Raw genomic sequence first — 26336 nt, 5'->3', positions numbered from 1 at the left:
TGCTTTAAATTTTAAAAAAAACATAATAGGTTAAGGATCAGTAACTTTGTGCAATCGACAGGCTGCAGCCGCTCCCGCCACAAGGAACACCTCGAATATCGAAACTGGTTAGTGTTTTTTAATGAGTCAGCGATCAAGGGGCTGAGTGGTTCAATGCGTTCGACAAAAATCGCGTCACCGGCGGCGTTTTCGTCCGCGTAAAGATCAGCGGGCAGACCACGCTGTTCCTTATTCGTATGCAGTTCATACCAGTTCGATTCCCGGCCTTCTCCAATGCCCGGTAATTGCTCGCGAAAACGCTTAAGCGAACTCTTCAAAGAAATCGCAGGTACCCGGCTTTCCGCTAAGGCATTACGAAATTGCTGGCTTCGCAGATGGACCCATCCGCCTGCGGTATTCATAAGCAGACAATGGAACTCCAAGAAAATATCTTGCACGTCCGAATCTACTTTATCTACGTAAGCGTAATAGCTACTCATAGTTTAGCCGTTAAAAGTCATTTCAATATACTCAGGGGTAACTTTGTAACAGCTTTCGAACGCTTCATTTTCGGCATTGGTGAATTTGGCTCTTTCCGCGACCGCTTCGGTCGTTTGGATCAAGGCTTCATCAATTCGGAACACCCGGCCTTTGGTCTTGCTGATTAGCGTACCGAGCACCCCCGGCGAAGGCATGGTGTTTTTCCAGATCGTATTGATATGCCCGTAATCCAAAGTGGCGACGGACATTAGCTCGGGGCTTTCCATCAGGTCAAGCCCGCTCCGCGAAGCCGTACCGTTATGGCTCAAATGATGACCGACCTTATAAAACACCGTGCGTTTGAGCAGGTCTTTCGCCGTCACGGTGATCTCCTGCCCGTTCTTTTGCACAGTCCATTTCAACGCCGGATTATGCCAACTCTCCCAATTGCCCGATTGCGCATCGCCCGGGAAAAGCAATACCTTACCGCTGCTCGTAAATTCGATCGCCAGTACCAAACTGGTATTATTGATGTATTTTTCCAGCCGGATGGCCAAACTCCCGGCATAGTTCAGCCAGTCGCAATCGATATTGCGATAGCTGTTTTCTTTCTGCCCGAAAAACTTTTCTTTTGCCGCTTTATTTTCAGTTTCGCCCATGGCGAAACAATCAAGAAAGGGAAGACTGTCCTCGTTCATTACACCAGCCAGCGCCATGTCGAAACCGGGGTTATCACCAACCGAGGTTTTCCTGTCGTAAACATCATCCTTGACCTCTTCCGTTTTGAGGGAGAGCTCACTCTCCGGTGGCCCCAGTACATAAAAACGGATACCTTCGGTACCAGGCAATTCCGGCACCGGTATACCCGGCTTACAATAGAACGGCGCTTGGCCACTTTTAGCCCGAAGAACATTCATCACAAAATCCATCGCACGCGACATTTCTGTCGCGCCGCTACCATCCGCTGCCGCTAAGGGTTCCTGATAAAGTTCTAGTGATTCCTGCAAGCTGTCAGCGAACCTTTGCTTGGCATCTAAAGTTTGCGCCATACCGAACTCCCCGCCGAACTTCGCTTTATAATCCGGGTCCGCTAAAAATCCGTTCATCTTGCTGATGGCAGATTTCAGGGACTCGACATTCTTCCCGTATTTCTTTTTGAGTGTGGCGGCCAGCTCATTGGTCGGGTCCTCGGTCCAGCCAACCCAGACCTGCCCAATCGCGATCTTATCGAATTCGGAACGGGCGCGGGAAAAACCAATGATATGGTCCAGGTGCTCGTGGGTAATGACCAGCAGGTCGATATTGCTTTTCAGATCGTCATTGATGAGCGCGACGAATTTTTTAAAATAATCGCCATCGCCTTTACAGGAACCGCAATCGATCATCATGGTAAAAGAAACCGTTCCTTTTTTCAGGAATTTCAGAGTAAAACAATCACCGGTACCGATCCGGTAGGTGCGCAGTATGATCTGGTCGACTTGTTTTTCCATAATTAGCAGCTTTGGTGGATAAGGGCGAATGGCTCGGCCGGCGAGCTTTGGAAAGCATCGCCGAAGTATAAACTGAAAGCATTGAAATTATCTTCGTTGCACATGAATCGGAACTGCTTTTTTAATCGGTCCTCGTTCAGCGCCTTGACCCCGTGCGCCATTTGCGACAGGTCGATCAGCGGTTTACTGATCACATACTTTAACTTCAAGGTATCCAGGTCAAAGATCAGTGTGCAGGACCCCCGGAACTCGAAACAATGCTCCGGAAAGGGGGCCGCAGGCTGCGGATCGACACCCGCGAAGGTTACCGAATCCCAGTCATCCGGATTTTTGAAGCTAAAACGCACGACGCTGCGCTGGATCATGGTAAGGACGATCTGGTTAATAATCTTGCCATCGGGGCCGACCCGGTTCGCCAGTTTAAGGCTATCAATACTGAACGAAGGCGCTTCAAACCCGTGCGCCTTCGATGTTTTGATGCCCAAAGCTTGCCAGCCATCGGTAAAAACCAGGCCAGTAAGCTTTTCGAACTCCGCGGAACCGTCGAATTTAGTCGTAATCCTTTGATGTAAACCCATGATCCTGCCATTACCCGTGTCGCCGCCAGCGATAAAAGCATTGGTGATCTCGAATATCTTAGAACGGTTATCCGTATAGTAAACTGCTTCCCGAAATTCCCGTAAAAAGACACCCAGAATATCAAATGAGGAATTGAGTGTGGGTATATTCTCTGCTTTGTACAACAAGCTTTCGACTGAAAGGGTCTTGATTCCGGTAGGGTAGATGCCCCGTTTGCGGAAAGCATCGATAAAGGCCAGCCTGTAGCCCCGTGTATCTTCCCGGATACTGTCCACATCCGCTGTGATCAGTGCGCGCAGATAATCACCGAAGTTCAGATCGGTTGGCGGGCAGTAATCCAGCGCCCGGATACACATCCGCAGGACATGCCCGGAGGTCTTGGCCGCTTCGTCCGCCAAACGGTCCACCAGATCCGGATGGATCTGCCCCTCCGGTAAAATACCCGTTCCGCCGGTGTAGATCCGCAGCAGGTCAGCGATGCGGTTTTTATAGATGGATAAGAACGCTTCGAAGATGGCCGCCACCAAAATGCTGCCCCGGTCATGCGGTTCGAACGTACTGGTATAAGCCGTCGGGTCAGGTACCTGCGGCTTCCACTGTCGGGTCACCGGGTCGATACCGCCGATCGCATCCCGCAGCGCGCCATAATGGCCGATCGCCTTGCCAAATTCCTGCGCCAGTTCGCCCAGTAAATTCTGACTTTCCAGGTCACCTCGGGTTTTGCGGATCTGGTGCTTGAGCACGTCGGGAAAAGTAAAATGCTGGAAAAGGGCGACAATATCCGCGAATGCTTCATGAAAGGCCAGCATATCCGGGTTGGCCGGTGTTGTATAACTGCTGTGCATCCCATCCAGCAAAGCATGACTGGTCTCGTGCGCGACGATATCATGGCTCAGGCAGGTAAAGACCAGCGATCCCGGCATCTGCAGGGTTACATCGTCCGGACTCGCTGAAAAATAACCGAACAACAAAGCCTTTTTCTGCGGACTGTAATAAGCGTTCGCCTCCCGCAAAGCATGCGGGTAGATCCGCAGTTTTTCGACGAATTGATTATAATAGGCCCCTTTTTCATTATCGATTTTACGATTGCTCCACATCGCCCGCCTGCCTAAAGCTTTTTCAAAATTCTGTATGGTTGTCATCGCAACGGCATACACCATTTGCTGGTGGAACATCGGGTTGCTTTCACTCGTATCCAAACCATCGGACGCCAGGATATGCGGATGGTTGAGATCGACTCCCGTATAAAATTTCCCGGTTGAAGGGTCATAATCCACGACCTCCAAATATTCGCCTGAAGGCCCTGTTTCCAGCCCTTCTTCCCAGTAAACTTTGTAAACGATCTCGTTGATCACGACCGTGTCCATCTTTAAAGATAGGGAAGGGTCGAAGGCATAACCCCGCAGTTTGCGGTGGTCAGGTTTGCGGATCAGGTAAGGTGCGCTATTGCTCATGGGCTTCAACTATTAAAATAGAGAGGGGCAGTACAATCGTAACTGGATTTCGGTCATCGCCGCCGAATGGCTGATCATATCCTCGATCAAGGTTTTATTCAAACAGGTGAGGTTCGTGCCGATTTGCCGGATCGCTTCCAGCCGATCTGCACCCAAAGGGATAGCATCGGCAAAACGGCAATTAGCCTCCAGCTGTGCCGTAATCTCTGGCCGAAAGATTTTTGGATCGGCGACCCAGGCAGCAGGCAAACGATGTGCCGTCGTCAAGGCGTCTGTGATCTTGCCGCCGATCATATTGTCTACAAAGCCGCTGACCAGCTTATCCAAGCCCCACCCCAAAGAAACATAAGCGATGTCTTTCCCGCTGGCATTCTGATAAATGTTCTGTGTTATCTGCACGTTCTTGATCCGTGCCATAAAGACATCCACTGTACGCAGTAGCAGGGTAAAGGTATTGTTATAGGCACGTTCGAAAGGCAATTTGTTCCCTGCATCGCTCACCAGTACGATATCACAATTGAAACGGGATTTTTCCTGGGTCAGTTTATGCACCCCCTGGTTATCGAACACCCCGCCATCGACCAGCTTGGGATCGATCCTTTTTGTCTGTTCCTGATCCGCAAAAAATTCCGGGGCGATAGACACCGGCGTAAAAGCGAAAGGCACGCAGGAGGAGGCCATGACCGCTCGGGCGACCGGGAAACCATTGTTCACAAAAAGAACCGGCGGTTCTGCTTTGGTATAAAAGGAATCGCCCATATAATCATTGGAGAACGTAAATGGCCGGGCGCTCTGTAAGTTGGTCGAACCGATGGCGATCTTCGGCCCGAAGCTCAGCGCAGGCAATTTGGCACCATGATAGAAATACGCGTCGTAAGCACGTTCTATTACTTTCCCTGCCGGGAATAAACGGAACTGGAAACGCACCAAAATATAAATCAGCAGAAAGATCGGAACGGCCGCCAAAGGTGCCCAATGTGTAAAACTCAAAGCGACCGAGGCAACAATGAACAGCAAGGCCAGCAGTACCGTCCGGACAAATTCCCAGGAACGCAAGGCATAACCTATCACGCTTTTCGTGGAAAGCGCTTCGATCATCTCCGCCTCGAATTCGGCATAAGGCTGGTCAGTCATACAAAATACGGCCCCGGTGATCGAACCACCTGAGATCGTCGACAAGACATCAACTTTTGACAATAAACCCAGCTCGTTCACTTTGCGAAGCGTCCCGAGATGAAACCCCGCCGCTCTATACCCCCCGCCCGAAAGCGCGATACCGAACCTTAAACTCCCCATGTTTTTTCCTCCTTTAAATTGGGGGTACCGTCCGTCACTTTCAAAACGAACTTCGTCAGCGCCGCATCAGTTGGCTGGTAATCAAAACTGATGTCCGCAGCGGTCACCCTGGGCTTGGCGACCACCTCGTCATTGATGGTCACCACGATCGTTTTCGGATCCAGGTTCGCGCCTGGTATCTTGACATGGTTAACCGCTTTCGGATCAATCTTGACCGGAACGACCTTACTCATGTCGACCGAAACTTTCTTGGCCGCAGGATCACCATTGGGGTTAGGGCCGCCATTGCCGCCAGCACCGCCTCCTTTGCCGTCGCCCGGCGGGGTCCCGGTCGGATTCGGACCGCCGAAAACAAGAGCGTCGAAAACGATCTTTAACTTTTGCAGTGCGACATCGGTGAACAGCCCGGTCAACCCTGCGGTCAGCATGATGGTAAACAGATTGACCGGGGTACCGGCAGCCGGTACCGAACTATTGGTCGCTAAATAAACGATGAGCGCCAACCCGGCAGCCATGAAGGGCTTGATAAAATACCAGGCGATCCAGCTCCGCTGGAACAGCTTCATTCCGATATAATAGGTCAGTGAACGACTGACATGGATCATATTACCCAAAAAACCAAAGGCTGCCACCAGGATCAACAGCAAATTACCCAACTGTATGGTGCAATGCGGTTTGACGCCCACCAATTTCATAGCAGCCGCTTTTTCTTTTAGTTTGGTCAAATTATCCTGTAATTCTTTCTGTAGCTTAAGGTCTGCTTCCAACGTTTTCTTAGCGACCGTATCGGTGGGTTTACCCAGTTTGGTGATCTCAACTGTCAGTACCGCAAGTTTTTTCTGGGCCGCATCGGCCTCTGCAGTGCCCGCAGTCGTTGCAGGAGCGCTGACCGGCCGTACGTGGAACGGACGATTGACAAAGGAGGCGTTCCGGTCTAACCCGGGATCGGCGGGCCACCAGGCAAATATGATGAACAATAAAAAAATAAAAGTCCCCAGCACGATCGCGACCGCGCCTGTCTGCTCCGTGGAGCTCAGTTGTGGAACATCGGGTTGCCCCGTGTCATTTGCCATGATATCAGGTTTAGGTATGTGTTAATAAGGTTGTTACAACTTGTTATGATAAAAATAAGTAATAATAATATACGATGTACAAAAAATGATATTTTTTATTTTATCGTTGACCTTCGAAGAATAACAGACCGAAATTATGCAAGCCTACCAACGCATCTCCAGAACTGGCTCTGCCAGCAGCAAGACAATTTAAAGAAGTTAGCTGGCTTACCAGCACCCCAATTCCGGCAGCTGCCTTTTGAGAGTAAAGCCATTAATGAAACATGCCTTTACTGGCAAAAGGAATTACAGCAGCAATGGCCTGACCAACAAAACACCGATACTTTATTTTTTCCAGCTTACCAGCCGATATCTTCCTGGCCATGTCCGGCAACAAAAAGGCTAAAACCCTGCTCAAAGTCCTCGCCGTACAATTTCCTTTAGTGGAGATCAACTTTGACCTGGAGGATCAGAAAAGGTGCTTCGGCAAAGGCCTGTTGATCTGTACAGACGCGGTCATCAGCCTCGTCACCGCTCAGGGCTATGAGGGCGAAGTATTGGAACAATTAAATTTGATAAACCCAAATTTAGCATGATCGCCCCGCGATATCATTATATGACCGCTTGCATCAGAGAATGACCTGATCGCCGTCTTTTTAATTATCATTCATTTTTTGGTAATTCATTGGTCGCCATACCAAAACAATGGCTGTAGCCATCATCATCAACCAAAAAGAATTCGGATTGACCATAATCCTGCGCTACAATTTCAGACACCCCATAACCCAAATTTTTCAAATGCCGGTGTATGCCCAACAGATCATCTGGCGTCCAGTAAAATCGCACACCCTCGCAGTGCTCCGGAACAGGCTCCCCCGCCCGTTGGTTCAACCAAAAGAACATAGCTTCTCTGTGCACCATACAACCAACCAGGCGACCGTCTTCGCGCATTTCCCGGTCTGCGGCCAGGCCCAAACCTTCCGTCCAGAACCTTAGGCTTTTCTCAAGGTCTGCGCTCGGGATCACCGGCATACAATAATTTACATTCATCAATTTAGCCTTTTCATAAATGTAAGCAATAATTACCCCAAAGGGTGCCTGCGTTAAAGCGATTGGGCTAAACCCACCAACAGTCCTTCGGCACCTCTGATATAACAAAGCCGATAGGCATTTTCATATTGTACAATCTCGCCAACCAGCGTTGCGCCCTGTTTTTGTAACCGCTTCACCAGTTCATCAATATTCGTCACTGCAAACATAGCCCGCAAATAACCAAACGCATTGACTGGTGCATTGCGGTGATCCTCAATGACCCCGGGATCGAGAAAACGCGATAACTCTAAACGGCTATTTCCGTCCGGCGTCACCATCATCGCAATTTCTACCCGCTGGTCAGGGAGGCCTGTGATCCGGCCGGCCCATTTACCTTCGACGACCATCCGTCCCTCCAGCTTCAGGCCGATCTCGGTAAAAAAAGCAATCGCTTTATCCAGGGATTCCACTACAATCCCCATATTGTCCATTCTTAATAATTCGCTTGATGCCATAAACTAGTTGGAATAAAATTTGTTAACTATTAACTAATTATTAATAACAAATATATTGACCTATGAGTACAAGAGGAAGTAAAGTGGAAAGGAATTCCGTTTCGGATCAGCCCCACGAGATCAAATACGAAGCGCATAAAGAAGGCACCAGTGCTAAAGCCATCAAAGAAGCCAAGAAATCGGTAGGCAACCAGCGCGCCGCCATTGAAAAGAAAGTGAAATAGCCGGTCATTTGTAAAGAGGGCGATGCCGATCAGCGTAAAGATGTGGCAGCGAACCTGGCTTAGCTGCGCTTCTTTTAAACGGGAAAATGGCCGCAGGTATATGAACAGTACACGCCGTACAGTAAGAAAAACCAGTGGCAAATCATATAGCTAATGAACATACCAGAAAAAAATAAAGAACAAACCGATGAGATCGGTGATGACTTAGAAAGCGGCAATGAAGTAAACCAAGCGATCGAACAACAAGGTGATGACGCTACTGCTGGAATTCCGCGTGATACCGATGCGGCTAAACATGACAAGCCAGCCGACAGCAACCGTGAATTGCAAGGTGCGCCATAAATAAAAAAGGAGGATTTATGCCCTGGTACAACGGCGATTACCCGCCATCTTATAAGAACCAGCCGGTCTATCTGCGTGAAAAGGCGGTAGAGATCGCCAATGAGATTATCAAAGAAAGCGGCGATGAAGGCATTGCTATTGCCACGGGATTAAAGCGTGCACGGCAGTATTTTGAAGAACATCCGGACGAAATACCGGAAAATGAAAAGTGACCATGCCCTCGGCCGTTATCAAAAAATATAGTTACGATGCCGCCAGTGAAACCCTGGAGATTATCTATCATTCCGGCAAGGTCTATCATTACCTTAATGTGCCCGAAAAGGTCTTTAGGGAAATGCGCTCCACCATGGTCAAGGGCATTTGGTTCAACCGGCACATCAAAGGCAAATATCCGTTTGAGGAAGCAACGCCGGGTTTAAACCAAACGAATTTATTTGAAGATCAACCGAAAAGGCGGCCGTAAGAATGTCTTGTTAATGCTGGTACTGCTCCTCGGTAACCTGCTCCATCCAGTCCACGACCTTGCCATTCAGGTTTTCCTGAATGGCAATATGGCTCATCGCGTTGGTTGCCGAAGCGCCATGCCAATGCCTTTCATTTGGTTCGAACCACACTACATCGCCAGGGCGCACTTCTTCCACCGACCCGCCCTCGCGCTGTACCCAGCCCAGCCCGCTTATAATGATAAGTGTTTGTCCAAGCGGGTGTGTATGCCAGGCGGTTCTCGCGCCCGGTTCAAAGGTCACAGTTGCAGATGCGCCGCGCCTGCTTCCATTCGCATCGAATAAAGGATCGATCCTGACGGCACCGGTAAACCATTCGGCTGGGCCTTTCATTGAAGGTTTGCTTGCTATTCTTGTAATTTCCATGTTAGTTGAATTTGATTCCCGTCAGTTCTGCACAAGTCGCTAAAAAACGGTCCTGTAAATTCGTATCGTCGGCTTCGGGATTGTTTCTTTTTTCTTGTCTGTGAAAAAAATATTTGCCACTTGGCCCATCATGTGTAGCCAGCCAAACCTGAGTTTCGTAGCCCTGGCGCAAATCATCCGGCGCACCTGCGCCGCCCATTTTGGTCGGCACCCATCCCGGATCAACTGCATTTGATTGCACATCCGGCCATAGCCGTGCTACCGCTTTAGCTAATAATACTATGTGCAGCTTGGTATCAGAATAATTAACCGTTTTAAAATCCGGTTTAAAATGCCCGCCTGTATGCATTCCCGAACTCAGATAGATCAGTCGTTTAGGATGATGCATCAACCCTGTCAGCACATATGGCGCCAATGTATTCACCGCCAATAATTGCGAGGAAGGCACCTGGTAAACGCCGGCATTATGGATTACCGCATCAAAAGTTGCCAGTGCGTTGGCCTTTGCTGCCAACTCTTTAACCGCGCCCATATCAGCTAAGTCTGCTATAAGCACATCCTTTGCGCCTGGCACTTGTTGCAACGCTTCCTCTCCACGTTTTTCATTTCGGGCATGCAGCACTACGTCGTGTCCCTGTTTTATTAATTCCTTAGCCGCCAGCTGGCCCAAACCATCTGCGGAACCAGTGATAAATATCTTTGCCATTGTATTTTACAACAAAGCTAAATTATCTTTGTTGTGATGAAAAAACCCATGCCTTTTGATTTTCTGCTGGATTACCTGCCCGCTAAAGTGGTCATTAAACCCGCTATCGGCATGTATTATATTTATTTTGAGGGCAAGATCGTCCTTATTTTCCGCAAGGTCAATAAAAACCCGCAACACAATGGCATCTGGATCGCCACCCAGCGCGAAGACCACACCAGCCTGAAAGCAGCAATCCCTGCGCTTACCGATTTTGAATTTGAGGATCACGTTACCGAACCCAACTGGCTTTTGCTTAAAGACGGCCACGAAGATTTTGAAGAAGCCGCTATTAACCTTTGCGAATTGATTGGCCGCCGGGATAAAAGGATCGGCAAGGCTACCGCGAAAGCTGTGCAGCTCACTTCCTGACATCCAAATAACATTATTTTTTGCTCTTGTGCTTATCTTTGTATGTTAAAGATTTACAGCACCTTCTCCCGCAAGCACCAGTATTCACTGTAATCTCTCTGAGAACTATTTTGCTCATCGCGTATACTAAGGCACCAGATCTTTAGCATTCACATTTAACATTTACATACATGAGGCAACTTAAAATAAGTGAGTCGATCACCAATCGGGAAACCGCGTCGTTGAATCAATATTTGTCAGATATCGCAAAGATCCCGATGATTACTCCGCAGGAAGAGGTGATCTTAACGCAAAAAATCCGTGAAGGCGACCAGGCCGCTTTAGAGCGGCTAACAACTGCGAACCTAAGATTCGTAGTATCGGTAGCGAAACAATACCAAAGCTCGGGGCTGACCCTGGGCGATCTGATCAATGAAGGCAATGTGGGACTTGTTAAAGCCGCCAAGCGCTTTGACGAAACCAAAGGTTTCAAGTTTATATCCTACGCTGTATGGTGGATCCGGCAATCCATCCTGTCGGCCATTAATGAGCAATCACGTATGATCCGGCTACCTTTAAACAAAGTTGGGGACCTCTCCAAAATTGCCAAAGCCGCATCAGCTTTAGAACAGCAGTATGAACGGCAGCCAACACCGGAAGAGTTGGCTGAAAGCCTGGAGATCACCGTGGAAAAGGTAAGCGATGTGTTGGGCCATTCCGGCCGGCATATTTCCTATGATTCGCCCTTTTCGAGTGAAGAAGATAACACTTTACTGGATGTGCTGCAAAGCCCCGAACCTGGAACGGACAAAGCACTGATGACCGAATCTTTATCTACCGAGGTTGCGGAAAGCTTACGGGTACTGGGCGAAAAAGAAAGAGATGTTTTAACCCTATTTTTCGGTCTGGGCGATGGTCAGGCCCACAGCCTGGAAGAGATCGGGGATAAATACGAGCTTACGCGTGAACGGGTCAGGCAGATAAAAGACAAAGCACTGGCCAGGCTGCGGGCTAATTCCCGTACCTGGGTATTAAAAGGATACTTAGATTAAGCAAACCTCCATTCTTGCGCTGTTGGTTTATCTGATATTAACGAAAAACTAATTAAGCTGCGCCGTTACTCCGCCCAGGGCGAATGCAAGATCAGCTCACAATAGTCTTTTGGCTGGTAGTCCGGCATCATACAGGCACAAATATCGGCGTTGATGCTGCCGTAGGTGGTATGGGGTTTATGTTTAAACCCGTCAAAAAAAGTGGCGATCATCTTTTTCTTTAAGTCATTGCGCGGGAATTGGCGGACAATTTCTTCACGGATGCTGTCTGGCAACTGATCATAGCCCTTGCCGATAACATCCAGCGCCGCGCCATAATTGAGTAAGGCAACCTCTGGTTCTTTATATTCCGCGATACCCGGCGAGGTATGCAGCGCGATAGTATCCCAGACCAATTGAAGTGCTTGTGGCGAAACGCCATAGCCACGCAGAAAATCGCGGGCAGCGTTTGCCCCATCCACTTCGAAACGTTTGTCCTCGCTGCGGTAATGCGGAGTAAGGCCCAGGTCATGAAACATGGTGCTCACATACAACAATTCCGCGTCGTACTGAAGCTTGTTTTGCTGGCCATTGTGGGCAGCGAACAAAAATACCCGCAAGCTATGGTTGTATAACAGTTCACTCCCATGTTCGCGCAATAATTCCGTGGCCTGGCTGGCCATGGCACTGTCGGGTATTTGGATACCGGCTATTGTTTTCATAATGCTTGTGTTTTAGTAGATACCCCAATGCGGTTTAAAAAGTTCATATGGCTGATCGCTATCATTATATCGGCAATTTCCTTTTTTGTAAAAAATGCCTGTAGTTTTTCATACGCCTGATCGGAAAGACCATGCTGGAAAATCAGCGTCATTTCCTCGGCCACTTCGAGCACCGCTCGTTCGGTATCAGTGAACAGCGGGCTTTCCTGCCAGGCAGGCAAAGCAAATATGCGGCGGACGGTCTCGCCATGCTGTAATGCTTCCTCGGTGTGGTAATCGATACAATAGGCACATTTGTTGATCTGTGAAACCCTGATCTTGATCAGATCGATCAGATTTTTTGCTAGGGTAGACTCCTGAAGGCGCTTGTCCATTCCCGACATGAACTCCCAATAGCGGGGCTCTTCCGCCCATACATCCAACCGGTGTTTAATTACTTTTTTCATCACGAATTAATTTATGTTACACAAAGGTGAGAAACATAAACCCTGAAGTTCTTAAACTGGTTTAAGAAATAAACTTCTTCCGCAATTCACTCAGGTATTCCGGTGTGAAACCCAGGAAAGAAGCCAGCAGGTATTGGGGAACCCGTTGGGTAAAATCGGGGAATTGCTGAAGGAAATTCAAATATAATTCCTCTTTGGAAAATTCATATAGATACCTTAACCGCATTTGAGACGCGGCATAAGCCCGCTGGAAAACCAGATGAAAATAGGCCTCTATTTCTGGCAATTGTTTAAGTAGTTGGCATTGCCGGTCTGCACTGATGCTTAACACGTCAGTATCCTCGGTGGCCCGAATGGAAAATTGCGCGATACCGCCTTTAGGAAATGCCGTAAAATCAGAAATCCACCAGTTTTCTATGGCAAAATCAATCGTTTGCTCCGCTCCGTTTTCTTTCAGGTAACACAACTGGACACAACCTTTAATTAAAAAGAACTTTTCAAAGCAGTGCTGTCCTTCGGTTAACAGAAGGGCTTTTCTCTTATAGTGCTTCTGCTCAAAAAATGGTTCAATTGAAGCACTCTCCACCTGGATCGAGCAACATTTCCTGATATGACTTAGCAGTTGTGGTATCACTATACCAAAATTACAACTTAATAAGTGAAACCAACCAATGTGCGAAGAGTCCTTGGCTATCGGGACCTTAATAATGAACAAGCACCGGATCAAATGAAAATTGATAAATATTGCTTGCGCACACGTTGTTGTGAAACGGTAGGTGGTATTGCTCTGTCTTGCTGTATTGGGATAAGTTAATAAATAAGCCCTTGCTTTTAGGCAAGGGCTTATTATTATGAAGTGCTGTTACTGCACTTTTAAGCTAATGGTAGAAGTGGCTGTTAACGAATTTTTATTGACAACTTGCGCCTCTACAGTAATAATTGTTCCTACAGCAGTCCCCGCAGGAACCTGGTATTGCAGGTTTAACGAATCGGTGCGGGAAACAGTTGAATACGCTTTTTGATATGCTGTACTTGAGATATTTGCTTTACCGCCACTACCTACTGTCGCATTCAGGTTGATCTTATCAATAGGGTCATCCGACCAGTAACGCAGATCCAGCTTAACAGTGCTGCCGGCTACCGCAGTGGTGGTTCCGGCTGGGGTAGTGGTAAAGCTGGCAATAACAGGATTATAGCCTACAATGGTCACATTATCCTTTAAAAATTGATTTGGGGCAACTTTTTTACAGCCCGTTGCAATTACTGCTACTATAACTGGTATAAATAGCAGTTGATATATTTTAAATTTCATGACATTCATTTTAATTATTGAAATAACCAAAGTTTTGTTGTCTGATCTAAGTTCTTCGGAACGTTTGGATTAACACCAAATTCACTGTTTGAATAATTTCCACGTTGCACCCATGGGCCGCCTGGTAACAAATTTCGGAACGGTTTAGTCAGGTTCTTATAAATCGATGTATCATATTGATATCTCCGCATGTCTGTCCAGGTTTCCATTTGCAGAAATAGTGCGATATATTTTTGCAGCATAATGTCTGACAAGGTGAGGTTAGCAGCACCTTTTGATATCAATGGGTTATTAACGTACGTATTCATATCAGTGGTAGTTACGCCAAGCTTGGTCATATTGCCTTTAATACCATTAAGATATGCTGTGTATGCGTTAGGCTTGTCATTTAGATTAAAATAAGCTTCGGCCTTTATAAACTGTATTTCAGCATAGGTAATAATTGGCAGTGGCGATATATTCTGGCCATAGTATGTATTTGAAGTAATATCAACATTTGCCAAATTTGCGCCTTGCTCGTTATCCTGGGTACCTACCGGCCGGCCAATATAAGTTGGCTTTCCACCATTATCAACCAGCTTGGGCAAGCGTGGATCTAACAACCCGGGATATAAGCCCGCGGTTGCATCGCCATTCATTAAATTGACGAGATAATTTGATGGGCGTACATAACGGCTGGTTGCTGCAACGTTTGAAACGTTTGTAAACCACGGATTTTGCTGAGTGGTGTTGTATTTTAATTGCAGATCATTTGCGCCATTTAAATCGGCCGCATCGGTAAATGAATTATTAACATCATTTATAGCCAATTGATAATCTGCAGCTGTTTTCTTTGCCAGATGCAGATAATACCTTGCGCGGGCGGCATAAGCAGCTTTCTTCCACTTGGTAATATCACCGGCATAGATCAGGTCTGTAGTGCCAACTTTTAGTGAAGCTAAAGCTGGTATAGGCTGATTCAGATTATCGATAGCCTTATTTAGCAGATCAAGAAGGGATGTGTTATAAATATCCTGCATGGTATCATAATGCGGGGTAATATTGGCCGTTCCCTGGAAAGCTTCTTTATAAGGCACATCGCCCCAAACATCAGTGCTTTGCATTAAGGTTAGCGCCATCATTAACCGGGCTATACCTGCATATTGGGGGGCGCCGGCGGCGTCTGCACGGGTAAAAATATCTTTGTAATTTGGCATGGCAGATAAGTAAGCCGAACTCCAAAGCTCATCAAAGCCATAAGGGTTGTATGAGTCGATATTTGCTGCATAGCTGGCATTGCCCGCTAATTGCTGCGTATAAAAAATACCGTAGCGCGAAGCACCATAAAATGCTGATGCAAGGTACTGCTCGCCAGATGGTAACAGGTTGTTAATTGTAGCCTGCTCTGGTGAAAGTTTGTTAGGGTCGGTATTAATATCTAACGCCTTCTTACATGATGCTGATAACACACAACATATAGTTGCGGTTATTAGTGAATATTTTGTATGTCTGGTCATTTTAGTAAGATTAGAAGTTTACATTAAGTGCCATAAATATGCTGCGTGTTGCAGGTATACCCGTGCCCACATAGCCTACAGCGTTTGAAGCAGCCCCATAGGTGCTTGATTCGGGGTCAAAACCAATAAACGGAGTACTTACCCATAAATTATTTCCCGTTACAGATAGCGTAGCCGACTTGATAAACGTTCTGCTTAATATTGATTTTGGCAGGCTGTATGACAGGCCAACATTTTGTAACCTGATCCATGAAGCATCCTGAAAACCGTTGTTCTCTGTAGCAACTTCATACTCGTACAGATTGCTAAACAAGCTTTGTGTAATGTTAACTGTTTGAGTATTGGGAGCATAAACCGGAGCTGCGGCAGTACCAGTATTAACCACGCCTTTATAAACTACAGCTGCATTTCTAAATTGTGTCTCAGCGCCAATACCCGTTATGTAACGCTGGTATCGGGATATATCAAATACATCGCCGCCTTTGCGGAAGTTGAATTGGAACGACAGGGTAAAGTTTTTATAACTAAATGTACTGCCTATACCGCCCACCCAATCAGGAAAGGCGTTACCAACCAGGTAATTAACAGCAAGATTTTGATTTACACTTGGGAAACCATCAGAACCGATGATCAGTTGCCCATTGTACGGGCTGTTCGGGTCACTAACACGCTGATACGGCCAACCATACCAATCGCCTGGCCTGCCACCGGTTTTAATAATCTCTTTTACCCAGGGCGTGGCCGGTTGAAAAGCAATTTCACTTACACCCGGAGGCATAGTTAATACGCTGCCTTTTGTACTTGACCAATTGGCATTTGCTGTCCATTTAAATTTATCATTGTTAAATACAGTTGCGCTCAATAGTAACTCAATAGAGTTATTTCTGATTTTGCCGGAGTTAGTTACATAAGTATCAAAGCCCGAAGCTAAACTTGTAGGCACCGGTACAATTTGATTAGTACTGTAAGTGATAGCATAGTTGGCATCCAAAGTAATCCTGTCATTTAAGAAATGGAATTCACCACCAAATTCAGGGCCTGCATTACGTTCTGGCAGTAAATTGGAGTCACCAATTGTTGTTGCCTGCCTGATGCCACTTACGCCATTAAAAGCTTGGACTGTTTGATAATATAACCCAATCTGATACGGATCAGTATCCTTACCCACAGCAGCATACGATACTCTTAATTTACCGAAATTGAATATCGGGTTGTTTTGCATACCCAAAGTTTCTGTAAACACATAAGATAAGCTTGCCGATGGATAGAAGAATGAACGGTTACTTTCCGGTAGGGTTGATGACCAGTCGTTACGCCCGGTTACATCTAAATAAAGCGTGCGGTTATAACTTAAATTGGCTTCTCCAAAAACACCGAATATATTCCTTTTACTTGATGAACCTGTCGGCGCATAAACAGAATAGTTATTGATACTGATGAATTTATCTACAATAGCTTGTGATGCATTTGTTGATAAGCTTGAGCTTTTTATATTGGTGAAAGCTTGCCCAACAAGTAATGATCCTGACCACTTGCTGTTAAATTGTTTAGTTGCTTTGGCTATAAAATTTGAGTTGATTTCATTATAGCCCAGCCTCTGCTCGTCCATTGAACCTAAACGGCTAATGATTAACCCTTTTTCGATATATGCTTGCCTAAAATCAGTGTAATGGTCTACACCTACTTTATAATTAATGTCCAGCCAATTGGTAGGTGTAAAATCGAAACCTAAAGTTCCGATTATACGGTTCACATTAGTTTTCAGATAAGCATTTTGCGCGAAATAGAAGGGATTATCAATACTGGCATTATATACTTTTTGTGTACCATCGGCATTCAGGTAATCTGACGGATCGACAGTATTGGTGTGTTTCATCAGGTAATAAATGGCGCCAGAACTTACTCCTGTACGTGGGTTTGTTGAATTGGCATTAATGTAGTTTGCGGTTGCATCAAATTTAAGTTTATCCGATGCCCGTAAACTTGTATTGATACGGAAAGAGTTTTTATCGTAGGTAGAATTAGGTACAACACCTTTTTGATGGGCATTATCAAAAGATGTATAGTAAGATATTTTATCAGTACCGCCACTTGTAGTAAATGCATTTTGCAGCATATGGCCTGTTTTAAAGAACAGATCATAAGGGTTATACACAGGGGTACCCGGTGCAATAGGAGGCCCCCAGGTATTTAAAGTAATTGCATTAGCACCAAGGTTACCGTTGCCATAAGTAGTTTGAATAGGAGGGGTACGTGTTACATCATCAAAGCTAAAGCTGGTTTTATAGTTGAAGCTGGTTTTGCCGGCTTTGCCTGATTTTGTGGTGATAACGATAGCGCCGTTACCTGCACGTAAACCATATAGCGCCGAAGCTGCCGGGCCCTTTAACACGGTCATTGTCTCAATATCGTCGGGGTTGATATCGGAAAAGCGGTTTGAATTTTGAAAACCATCACCACTGGCACCGCCAAACTGGTCGGTATTGTTTGATACGGGTATACCATCAATTACAAACAAGGGCTGGTTATTTGCCGATGGGCTTAATGAATTGATCCCCCTTATCTGTATCCTGGTACCAGAGCCGGCCGCGCCACCATCGCTGGTTATCTGCACCCCAGCCAGCTTGCCTTTAAGGGCGTTCAGCGGATTGGTTTGATTGCTTTCTGCAATATCTGCAGCATTTAATTGCTGTGCCTGATAACCCAGGCCACGTCTGTTTTGTTTAATACCTAAAGCAGTTACAATTACCTCGTTCAGGCTTTTGGTATCTGCTTTTAGTTTTACATTGATCGGGCCGCTGCCTGTTACGGTTTGCTCAACAGGTTGCGTACCCACAAAAGAGAATACTAATACCTGGCCCTGGCTTGCTTTGATAGTGTAAGTGCCATCTACACTGGTTTGTACCCCGGTAGTTGTGCCTTTGACTTTTACAGTGACACCAGGCAATGGGGTATTGTCTTCGGCTGATGTAACCCTCCCGCTGACTGTATTTTGCGCCAGGCTTTGCATAGCGCAAAAAAGCAGCAGGAAAACGAGCAGTAAACTGTTTTTCATACTTGCGTTGTTTGGTTAATTAATAGGTTGTTTGTAGGTAATGTAATTAGGCGTACATGCAGAAAAACGCATAATTGCAAAACTAATAATAAAGGTATATAAATTATTAATTAAAAAATGAACGTTTATGCCAATTTTTATTTAAAAACATGCAGAAAAACGCATTTTGCAAACGTCAAAATGAAATCGAATCCAATGATCTGTACTGGGAAGGCAAGTCATTGATTACCAGCGTCCATATAAAGGGCTTAGTGTGCAGTTTATAATTTCCTCATTCTGCATTTTTTGAGGCTTGGGTGGTCAAACCAACCTTGTGGCCCGATACAGCAAAATAAAGAATGAAAATATAAGATGGCACCAATATCCAATAGGCTTGCTGCGTGTTGAATACATCAGCCAGGCGGCCATAAAGCAAAGGCAGGATGGCCCCACCAGCAATTCCCATTATAAGTAATGATGAACCAATTTTGGTAAACTTCCCTAAGCCGTTAATAGCCAAGGGCCATATAGCCGGCCACATAAGCGAATTGGCCAGACCAAGTAGCGCAATGAACATGACAGATGTATAACCATGTGCAAAAATAGCTACAATAGAGAAGATGACCCCTATTATTGCTGATATCTGTAGGGCCTTTACCTGACTGATGTATTTCGGTATGCCGATAATGCCAATAATATAACCAATGATCATACATATTAATGTACAGGTGGTAAAAAACTTGGCGGTAGACAAAGCGATCCCTTGTGATGCACCATAACTAATGATAGTATCTCCGGCTAATACTTCAACACCGGTATACAAAAACAGGGTTGCTACCCCTAAAAGTAAATGCGGGAATTGTAATATACTTGTTTTAGCAGTACGGCCAATAGCGCCGCTGCTATCTTCTTTATCCGTATCTATCTCTGGAAGAGTGGATAGGTATACCATTAATGCAAGTATCACCAATACAACAATGATGCATACATATGGCCATATCACTCTGGATGAAAGTGCATTGAGTTCAGCTGTTTTTTGCACGGGGTTCATTTGTGCTATGCGCTGAGTAAGGCCATCGGTATTTTTTAATGTAATTGCTGCCAGAATGATCGGCGCAATGGCTCCGGCAACTTTATTACAAATACCCATAATGCTGATGCGCCGCGCGGCGCTTTCGGCCGGGCCTAATATGGTAATATACGGGTTTGATGCTGTTTGTAGTACTGCAAGGCCCGTACCCTGCACAAATAAACCTAATAGGAACAGTCCATATACACGTGTAAATGCGGCAGGGATAAAAATAAGTGCGCCTGCAGCCATAACTATCAGGCCGCATGCCATACCATTTTTAAAACCGGTCAGTTTTAATAATCGCGCCGAGGGAATGGCCATTACCAGGTATGAAATATAAAATGAAAACGCCACCAGATACGATTCAAAGTTGTTCAACTGGCACGCTATCTTCAGATAAGGGATCAACACTGAATTTACCCAGGTAACAAAACCAAAAACAAAAAATAAGGCACCAATAATGATGATGGGTGACAAGCCTTTTGCATTTGGCCGGCCGGTTTGTTGTGCAGTTGTCATAGTGTTCTTTTATCTAAATTATATTGGTATGTTAATTACGGCTTTACTTCAAATGCCGCATTTTGAGGGTTTATTGCGGTCGAGCTTACCGGACTGATCTGTTTTTGCCCCCTAAAATTAGCCGATTTGATGATTGCGGGATATTTACGCTCAAACGGGTGTGTATATATGTGTATATAATTGTGAGGTAAGTGTAGGTTCACTACCATCGGTAGTGTAATGGATCTGGGGTTTGTAGCTGTCTGTAGTCAGGGTAATGGTAGCTTCATCAGCGCCATTGTTAATATTGACATGCTGCCACACGTTATAGGCGCTTTTTGAATAATTAATGCCTAACTGATCATAACGCTGATATTCAGTTTCCATGCGTTTCTTGAAATCCTCCCAGTTTTTCAAAGCAGGTTCAGTCCAGGCAACCTCGGCCATGGCCGCAAGCCGGGGGAAAGCCATGTACTCCACCTTTTGAGGCGAATGAATATACTCCGACCAGATATTGGCTTGCAATCCTTTAATGTATTTTGCTTCAGTAGCGGGCAGCGAATCGGGTACCGGATTGTAATCGTAAACCTTTTGTAGTGTGAGCAAGCCGCCTATAGCTACAGGTTCCTGGTAGGGTTCTCCCTGGTAGTAGTCAAAATACATAAAGCTTGATGGGGTCATGATCACATCATGATGCAATTTCGCAGCTGCGATACCACCGGCAATGCCCCGCCATGACATCACAGTAGCATTCGGCGCCAACCCACCTTCCAGTATCTCATCCCAGCCAATTATGCGTTTATTTTTGGTGAGTAAAAAATCTTCAATGCGCTTTATAAAATAGCTTTGCAACTCGTGCTCATCTTTAAGCCCCTTAGCTTTGATGTGGGCCTGGCACTTAGGGCATAATTTCCAGCGGTCTTTAGGGCATTCGTCGCCGCCAATATGTATATAAGGGCTTGGAAAAAGTGGTATGATCTCGGTAAGCACATCCTCCAAAAATTTAAATGTTTGTTCGTTGCCGGCACAGTAAACATCTTTCTGAATTCCCCATTGTACAGGCATTTTAAACGGCCCGCCAGTGCATGAAAGCTCGGGATAAGCCACCAGGGCTGCCAGAGAGTGCCCCGGCATCTCTATTTCGGGTACCACATTAATGTATCTTGCAGCGGCATAGGCTACAATTTCCTTTATTTGTTCCTGGGTATAATAACCTCCATGCGGGTTTTTGTCTATTTGATTGGGCGAGCGGTCAAATTGGGTTCCGGCCCGCCAGGCACCTATCTGGGTAAGTTTAGGGTATTTCTTTATTTCTATCCGCCAGCCATGATCCTCGGTTAAATGCCAGTGAAATGTGTTTAACTTATACATAGCCATCAGGTCGAGATATTTTTTTATAAAATCGACCGAATAAAAATACCTGCCGCAATCAAGCATAGAACCACGCCAATTGAACCGTGGTTTATCTGTAATATTTACACATGGGATGCGTGCAGCCGATGAACGAACTGGCATTAGCTGCTCTAGTGTTTGCGCAGCGTAAAATATACCTTTTGGGTTATTCGCTGCTATTTTGATGAAGTTTGATGTTGCAGCTATTGTATACCCATCATTGCCAAGCGTATCGGCTGCGCCTTTTAATGATAAGAGAATGCTATTACGAACATTTACGGCCCCGGTTTTTACAGCGATCTTAAAACCAGTTTTTTGCCTGATAGCCTCTGATATGATCCCGGCGATAGGCGACAGGCCGTTGCCATCAATTATAATAACGGTTTGACTATTGATTATAAATGTACCAGGGGCAATATGCAGGTTTGAAGGGTAAGGGATAAGGCTTAAGTTATTGTTTGATACAGTACTGATTGAATTTTGTGCCTGTACAATTAACCCGCACAGGGCAACAAGGAATAAAATAAATAGCTTTTTCATACGCTTAATTGATCGGTTATATCTGTAAAATAGCCCTCACCAAAAAATTGGGGCAGATGGAAGTTAGGTTCATTTGATACGATAGTATTCCAGGCTAAATAATGTGGGACCGGTAGTTCATCGCCGCATTTATAAAAGTTCATCCGGCAAACTGTATTGGCCAGCGATGAAACATTATGATGCTGGAATACCCCAAATGGGATAATTAAGGTTAATTCCCAATAAATGCTAAAATTACCCGTAATGTGTTTAAGATAGGGAAGGCAACTGATATTGCGGATAACGGTTTCGGCTAATAAATGCCTGTTCTCCCTGTTAGCGCCGTAGCCAGCCTGGCATGTACCCATGCAATTGAATTCGAAATTATAATAAGCTGTTTCATTGCCAAAACCGATGAAAAATTCTACACAGGTATCGGTATATACGGGAGAGTTGATTTTGCGATGAAGTGCACGTATGTTATTTTCTTTAACATAGTATTTCAAAAAAATACAATCAACCCCATGCGAAATATTAAAATGAACCTCAGGCTGATACGGGTGCGATGGCCATGGAGTGGCGCTAATAGCATGTCTCTTTTGTAAGTCCATTAATAATGAAACTTCCCACAGGTCGCTTAAACTATCAATAGTTGATAAAAATGGGATATTTAACTGTCTCATTCAGGTGCTTATTGCCTTAGGCATGGCGCTTATATTGTAATTACGATATGCACGCAAACAAATATAATATATTTGCGTGTGCGCGCACACTTTTGAATAAAAAAATTATTGTTGACCTGTGAAATAATTAAGGTTTTCTTTTGTAACAATATCCAATGGCAAATATTTTAACATGGGGACATCTTTCTTAAATACTAAGTGGTCGGCCAGTTGATATATGCCCCAATAGCCTTGTCCCTGAGGGTTTTGATTGATTAGGAAGTTAATGATATTCTTATTAAGAAAATGTATGTTTTGCGGTAACAGATCGTACCCAATGATGCGTACATTCTTGATAAAGCGTTGTTCAAGATATTTGGCTATTTCGTGCGCTTTCGAGGTGGTAACAAACACGCTCGCCAAATCAGGGATAGTTTCCACTACCTCGTCCATTTGCTTAATAAAGGTTGATGATTTAGCAATATTCAGTTCGGTTTTAACAATCTTATATTGTGGCAGCGAATTTTGGATAAAATAATTTCTCAGGCCTTGTTCCTTTTTCATCAAGTGAGCTGCATTGCTTATTTCCTCGTCAATGTGTGCAATCAATATTGTACCGGCTTCCGGTTGACCGTAATGTATCAGTTTTCCAGCAAGGTAGCCGCTTTGATATGAATCCTGGCCGATATAGCTTAACGGATCAAATTCAGCAATTTGTGTATTAAATAATACAAACGGAATGTTATTATTCTTCCATCCTTCAAAAAAAGGCAACACCTCGCGATAAAAAATGGGAGATAATAAAATACCATCAGGAGAGAGGGCACTGATTGCTTGGGCTTGTTGTATAAAAGACCCGGCATCGTACGGGTTAAAAACAAACTGGGTCACCTTAACTCCGTATTGCTTTAGTTCTGTTTCAGCTTTTTCAATCCCCGATTTTGGGGCCAGCCAATAGGAATCGTAATGATGATCGGGGATAAGCGCTGCAAACTGATAAACCCGGTTTGATCCCAGGGCCCTCGCCATCAGGTTGGGCTGGTAATTCATTTCCTCAATGATCTTTAAAATCCGTACCCTTACCTTTTCAGAAACCCGGCCGCGGTTATGTAACACACGATCAACAGTGCCCGTAGAAACTTTTGCCTTTATAGCGATGTCTTTGATACGAACGTTCTTATTGTCCATCTAATATGATATTAGGGCGGGAATATTTAAGGGGTGCAAAATAATAATTTTTAAAAGTAATAGCTGCGTATTATTATTTCAACGTCAAAAAAAATGCAAGTTTCAGTGGAACTGCGAAAGACTGGATGTATAAATCCTTTAGTAAAAATTATTAATCGCAAATACTAATAATATTAGCATTTTGTTATATTTGAAAAATATTAAGGAAGTAAAAATGTCCCGTCAAAGTTATACCATAACCGAGGCCAAAGCCTGGATCAGGCATAAAAGTGGCACTGGAGAGATAATTAAGATTATACCCGACCTGGAAAATAATACAGGGGGCATAACGTATTTATTATATACCGCCTATGAAAAACAGCCTGAATACCGTGGACGGATCTTGTTTGACGCGCAGGGTTATTGGATATATGATGGCGACGATTTAGCAGTTATTGAACAGGAGCAAGTAGCAAGGTTTATCATTCATCATATTGAAACCATATGAAAAAGATAATTAATTACCGGCTGACACTATCCGAAAAATAATTATTGAAGAGTAAAAAAGTTAGCCTGAAAATAAGAGAATGGAACAACTAAGTTTTTTTGCAGAAGCCGGGCAGAGTAAAGGATTGCCAAAAGAACTGTTGGAATACCGTGCCGGATTTATTGACAGGGGTACCAGCGATCGTTTATTACATACCTTTATTACCGAAACACCCTGGAAACAGACCATACAAAAGATGTGGGAGAAAGAATACCTTACTCCGCGATTAACGGCCTGGTACGGTGATGCAGGCACCGATTATTCAATATCCGGCAAAATATCTAACCCCAATCCCTGGACACACGAATTGTTAATGCTAAAAGACAGAGTAGAACAGGTAGCTGGCATACGATTTAATAGCGTTTTACTGAATTATTATCGCGATGGAAACGATTCTGTAGCCTGGCACAGCGACCGAGAAAGTGTGTTGGGTAAGAACCCTATTATTGCTTCGGTCAGTTTTGGACAGGTACGCAGTTTTGATATTCGTAATAAGGCAGACCACAGTGAACATTACTCGGTGCGGTTGGAACATGGTTCATTCCTGTTAATGAAAGCAGGGTTGCAGGAAAATTGGGAACACCGCATCGCGAAGTCTCCTAAGCCAATGAAAGCCAGGGTCAACCTGACCTTCCGGGTAGTTATTTGATTTCGGAAGGTTTTACTGGTATCAGCCAGCCGCATGTTTCCCATCTGATATATATTCAGGTTATATAGAATGTCCATTAGTTTGGCATTTATCTTTAAACAATACTGCCTTTAATCTACTACTCCTTACTTACTAATAAATGCAAATCAAGGTAGATACTTGAATATGCAGGTGTATAGATATGGCCCTAAATAAGGTATCATTTTGATGAAAGCTACGGGCGTTTTTAGTTTAATTACCAATTAAAATAAAATTTGATTTTTTAATATAAAATATAATTTATACATTCGGGTACGTAACCGATGTGCTAATAACCGCGTTTTAACTCAAGTAAATGAATCAAGATCATTCCCGTCGCAATTTTATCCGTAATGCCGCAATTGCAGGTATAGGTGTTACACTGGCTAACCAGGCCCCCTTTTATTCTTATGCAAAAAACAAGTTGTCAGATAATTTGCGCATCGGAATCATAGGGCTTGATACATCGCACAGTGTAGCTTTTGTGCAGGCGCTAAATAAAGATAAGGCAAATGCCGAGTACATGGGATATAAGGTAGTTGCTGCTTATCCACAGGGTAGCCGCGATATTCAAACCAGTGTTGAAAGAATACCGGGTTATACTACAGAAGTGAAGAAACTGGGAGTTGAAATTGTTGGTTCAATAAAGGATCTGCTTAAGAAAGTGGATGTGGTAATGCTTGAAACCAACGACGGTCGTTTGCACCTTGAACAAGCTACAGAAGTTTTAAAATCGGGTAAAAGGTTATTTATAGATAAACCGATAGCCGCATCGCTGGCTGATGCGATAGCCATTTTTGAAGTAGCAAAAAAATATAACGTACCAATATTTTCTTCTTCGTCCCTGCGCTTTACAGCCGGTGCACAAGCAGTAGTGGCTGGTAGTGTAGGCAAAGTTTTAGGTGCAGATGCTTATAGCCCCGAGAAATTTGAAAAAACACACCCTGATCTGTTTTGGTATGGTATCCACGGTGTAGAAACACTTTTCACGGTAATGGGTACAGGTTGCAAAACGGTAAGCCGTTTTACAACTCCCGGCGCAGACGTAGTGGTAGGGATATGGGAGGGCGAACGTATAGGGACTTTCCGCGGCCTTCATGATGGGAAGCAGCAATATGGCGGTACAGTATTCGGCGATAAAGGGGTGACCACCTTAGGTGCCTATGGGGGGTATGATCCCTTATTAATTAAAGTCCTTGAATTCTTTAAAACAGGTATACCACCGGTGACAGAAAAAGAAACGCTTGAAATATGTGCCTTTATGGAGGCGGCAGACGAAAGCAAGAAAAACAATGGTGCCCCAATAAGTATGGACGATATGTATAAACGCGCAAAAGCAATAAGAAAATAACCATTAAAACTA

29 protein-coding genes are annotated in these 26336 nt (G+C 44.8%); 10 read left to right on the top strand and 19 right to left on the bottom strand.

The window, feature by feature from the left end:
* Positions 1–11 precede the first annotated feature (11 nt).
* Genes IRJ18_RS14790 through IRJ18_RS14770 form a run of 5 tightly spaced genes read right to left on the bottom strand, consistent with a single transcriptional unit; the run spans position 12 to position 6351 of the window.
* Complete coding sequence (locus IRJ18_RS14790; protein WP_194107094.1) at positions 12–479, bottom strand: hypothetical protein; 468 nt, start codon at positions 477–479, stop codon at positions 12–14.
* Positions 480–482: 3 nt separating this feature from the next.
* Complete coding sequence (locus tag IRJ18_RS14785; protein WP_194107093.1) at positions 483–1949, bottom strand: MBL fold metallo-hydrolase; 1467 nt, start codon at positions 1947–1949, stop codon at positions 483–485.
* A gap of 2 nt (positions 1950–1951) precedes the next feature.
* Positions 1952–3982 carry a gluzincin family metallopeptidase gene (locus IRJ18_RS14780; RefSeq protein ID WP_194107092.1) on the bottom strand — a complete coding sequence of 677 codons (2031 nt, stop codon included), beginning with the start codon at positions 3980–3982 and terminating at the stop codon, positions 1952–1954.
* 12 nt (positions 3983–3994) lie between these two features.
* The gene (locus tag IRJ18_RS14775; RefSeq protein WP_194107091.1) at positions 3995–5278 is read right to left on the bottom strand and encodes a patatin-like phospholipase family protein; all 1284 of its coding nucleotides are present in this window, start codon (positions 5276–5278) and stop codon (positions 3995–3997) included.
* Positions 5266–6351, bottom strand: a complete 1086-nt coding sequence (locus tag IRJ18_RS14770; protein ID WP_194107090.1) for a hypothetical protein — start codon at positions 6349–6351, stop codon at positions 5266–5268. The genes IRJ18_RS14775 and IRJ18_RS14770 overlap by 13 nt, the downstream gene beginning before the upstream one ends.
* A gap of 362 nt (positions 6352–6713) precedes the next feature.
* Here IRJ18_RS14770 and IRJ18_RS14765 point away from each other — a divergent pair, with 362 nt between their 5' ends.
* A complete protein-coding gene (locus IRJ18_RS14765) occupies positions 6714–6926 on the top strand; it encodes a hypothetical protein (protein WP_194107089.1) in 213 nt (70 codons plus the stop codon).
* Positions 6927–6993: 67 nt separating this feature from the next.
* On the opposite strand, the gene IRJ18_RS14760 is transcribed toward IRJ18_RS14765, so the two are convergent.
* Both IRJ18_RS14760 and IRJ18_RS14755 read right to left on the bottom strand, forming a co-directional pair.
* Positions 6994–7380 carry a VOC family protein gene (locus tag IRJ18_RS14760; protein ID WP_194107088.1) on the bottom strand — a complete coding sequence of 129 codons (387 nt, stop codon included), beginning with the start codon at positions 7378–7380 and terminating at the stop codon, positions 6994–6996.
* Between the two features lie 53 nt (positions 7381–7433).
* The gene (locus tag IRJ18_RS14755) at positions 7434–7877 is read right to left on the bottom strand and encodes a VOC family protein (protein WP_194107087.1); all 444 of its coding nucleotides are present in this window, start codon (positions 7875–7877) and stop codon (positions 7434–7436) included.
* A gap of 62 nt (positions 7878–7939) precedes the next feature.
* Between IRJ18_RS14755 and IRJ18_RS14750 the strand changes: the two genes are divergently transcribed.
* The 4 genes from IRJ18_RS14750 to IRJ18_RS14735 all read left to right on the top strand — a co-directional run bounded on the left by IRJ18_RS14750 (position 7940) and on the right by IRJ18_RS14735 (position 8906).
* Positions 7940–8101, top strand: a complete 162-nt coding sequence (locus IRJ18_RS14750; RefSeq protein WP_194107086.1) for a DUF3606 domain-containing protein — start codon at positions 7940–7942, stop codon at positions 8099–8101.
* Positions 8102–8254: 153 nt separating this feature from the next.
* On the top strand, positions 8255–8443 hold the full coding sequence (locus IRJ18_RS14745; protein ID WP_194107085.1) for a hypothetical protein: 189 nt from the start codon (positions 8255–8257) through the stop codon (positions 8441–8443).
* Positions 8444–8460: 17 nt separating this feature from the next.
* Positions 8461–8655: a DUF2188 domain-containing protein gene (locus tag IRJ18_RS14740; RefSeq protein ID WP_194107084.1), complete on the top strand. Its 195-nt coding sequence runs from the start codon at positions 8461–8463 to the stop codon at positions 8653–8655.
* 2 nt (positions 8656–8657) lie between these two features.
* Positions 8658–8906, top strand: coding sequence for a KTSC domain-containing protein (locus IRJ18_RS14735; protein ID WP_194107083.1), 249 nt, complete (start codon positions 8658–8660; stop codon positions 8904–8906).
* A gap of 10 nt (positions 8907–8916) precedes the next feature.
* Here the strand turns inward: IRJ18_RS14735 and IRJ18_RS14730 are convergent, their stop codons facing one another.
* Positions 8917–9312: a (R)-mandelonitrile lyase gene (locus IRJ18_RS14730; protein WP_194107082.1), complete on the bottom strand. Its 396-nt coding sequence runs from the start codon at positions 9310–9312 to the stop codon at positions 8917–8919.
* A 1-nt stretch (position 9313) separates the two neighbouring features.
* Positions 9314–10018 carry an SDR family NAD(P)-dependent oxidoreductase gene (locus tag IRJ18_RS14725; RefSeq protein ID WP_194107081.1) on the bottom strand — a complete coding sequence of 235 codons (705 nt, stop codon included), beginning with the start codon at positions 10016–10018 and terminating at the stop codon, positions 9314–9316.
* Positions 10019–10054: 36 nt separating this feature from the next.
* On the opposite strand from IRJ18_RS14725, the gene IRJ18_RS14720 reads away from it, so the two are divergent.
* Positions 10055–10429 (top strand): hypothetical protein, encoded by a 375-nt coding sequence (locus IRJ18_RS14720; RefSeq protein ID WP_194107080.1) that lies wholly within the window; start codon positions 10055–10057, stop codon positions 10427–10429.
* Between the two features lie 170 nt (positions 10430–10599).
* Entirely contained in the window at positions 10600–11460 is an 861-nt protein-coding gene (locus tag IRJ18_RS14715) for a sigma-70 family RNA polymerase sigma factor (protein WP_194107079.1), read from the top strand.
* A 65-nt stretch (positions 11461–11525) separates the two neighbouring features.
* On the opposite strand, the gene IRJ18_RS14710 is transcribed toward IRJ18_RS14715, so the two are convergent.
* The 10 genes from IRJ18_RS14710 to IRJ18_RS14665 all read right to left on the bottom strand — a co-directional run bounded on the left by IRJ18_RS14710 (position 11526) and on the right by IRJ18_RS14665 (position 23780).
* Positions 11526–12161, bottom strand: coding sequence for an HD domain-containing protein (locus tag IRJ18_RS14710; RefSeq protein WP_194107078.1), 636 nt, complete (start codon positions 12159–12161; stop codon positions 11526–11528).
* Positions 12158–12607: a carboxymuconolactone decarboxylase family protein gene (locus IRJ18_RS14705; RefSeq protein ID WP_194107077.1), complete on the bottom strand. Its 450-nt coding sequence runs from the start codon at positions 12605–12607 to the stop codon at positions 12158–12160. The genes IRJ18_RS14710 and IRJ18_RS14705 overlap by 4 nt, the downstream gene beginning before the upstream one ends.
* A 61-nt stretch (positions 12608–12668) precedes the next feature.
* Positions 12669–13241: a Crp/Fnr family transcriptional regulator gene (locus IRJ18_RS14700; RefSeq protein WP_317174091.1), complete on the bottom strand. Its 573-nt coding sequence runs from the start codon at positions 13239–13241 to the stop codon at positions 12669–12671.
* A gap of 228 nt (positions 13242–13469) precedes the next feature.
* Positions 13470–13919 (bottom strand): hypothetical protein, encoded by a 450-nt coding sequence (locus IRJ18_RS14695; protein WP_194107076.1) that lies wholly within the window; start codon positions 13917–13919, stop codon positions 13470–13472.
* A 14-nt stretch (positions 13920–13933) separates the two neighbouring features.
* Complete coding sequence (locus IRJ18_RS14690) at positions 13934–15415, bottom strand: SusD/RagB family nutrient-binding outer membrane lipoprotein (RefSeq protein WP_194107075.1); 1482 nt, start codon at positions 15413–15415, stop codon at positions 13934–13936.
* A gap of 10 nt (positions 15416–15425) precedes the next feature.
* On the bottom strand, positions 15426–18470 hold the full coding sequence (locus IRJ18_RS14685) for a SusC/RagA family TonB-linked outer membrane protein (RefSeq protein WP_194107074.1): 3045 nt from the start codon (positions 18468–18470) through the stop codon (positions 15426–15428).
* Positions 18471–18741: 271 nt separating this feature from the next.
* Positions 18742–20040 (bottom strand): sugar MFS transporter, encoded by a 1299-nt coding sequence (locus IRJ18_RS14680; protein WP_194107073.1) that lies wholly within the window; start codon positions 20038–20040, stop codon positions 18742–18744.
* 150 nt (positions 20041–20190) lie between these two features.
* Positions 20191–21951 (bottom strand): beta-N-acetylhexosaminidase, encoded by a 1761-nt coding sequence (locus tag IRJ18_RS14675; RefSeq protein ID WP_228072876.1) that lies wholly within the window; start codon positions 21949–21951, stop codon positions 20191–20193.
* Positions 21948–22613, bottom strand: coding sequence for a carbohydrate-binding family 9-like protein (locus IRJ18_RS14670; RefSeq protein ID WP_194107072.1), 666 nt, complete (start codon positions 22611–22613; stop codon positions 21948–21950). The genes IRJ18_RS14675 and IRJ18_RS14670 overlap by 4 nt, the downstream gene beginning before the upstream one ends.
* A gap of 105 nt (positions 22614–22718) precedes the next feature.
* A complete protein-coding gene (locus IRJ18_RS14665) occupies positions 22719–23780 on the bottom strand; it encodes a substrate-binding domain-containing protein (RefSeq protein ID WP_194107071.1) in 1062 nt (353 codons plus the stop codon).
* Between the two features lie 214 nt (positions 23781–23994).
* On the opposite strand from IRJ18_RS14665, the gene IRJ18_RS14660 reads away from it, so the two are divergent.
* From IRJ18_RS14660 to IRJ18_RS14650, 3 genes are all read left to right on the top strand, one after another.
* The gene (locus tag IRJ18_RS14660) at positions 23995–24267 is read left to right on the top strand and encodes a hypothetical protein (RefSeq protein ID WP_194107070.1); all 273 of its coding nucleotides are present in this window, start codon (positions 23995–23997) and stop codon (positions 24265–24267) included.
* 79 nt (positions 24268–24346) lie between these two features.
* Positions 24347–24955: an alpha-ketoglutarate-dependent dioxygenase AlkB family protein gene (locus IRJ18_RS14655; RefSeq protein ID WP_194107069.1), complete on the top strand. Its 609-nt coding sequence runs from the start codon at positions 24347–24349 to the stop codon at positions 24953–24955.
* Positions 24956–25289: 334 nt separating this feature from the next.
* Entirely contained in the window at positions 25290–26324 is a 1035-nt protein-coding gene (locus tag IRJ18_RS14650) for a Gfo/Idh/MocA family protein (RefSeq protein WP_194107068.1), read from the top strand.
* The last annotated feature ends 12 nt before the right edge of the window (positions 26325–26336 follow it).

This window comes from Mucilaginibacter boryungensis (assembly GCF_015221995.1).
Classification (GTDB): domain Bacteria; phylum Bacteroidota; class Bacteroidia; order Sphingobacteriales; family Sphingobacteriaceae; genus Mucilaginibacter; species Mucilaginibacter boryungensis.
The sequence above is the reverse complement of the archived record's forward strand: the minus strand, read 5'-3'. Positions and strand labels throughout refer to the sequence as shown.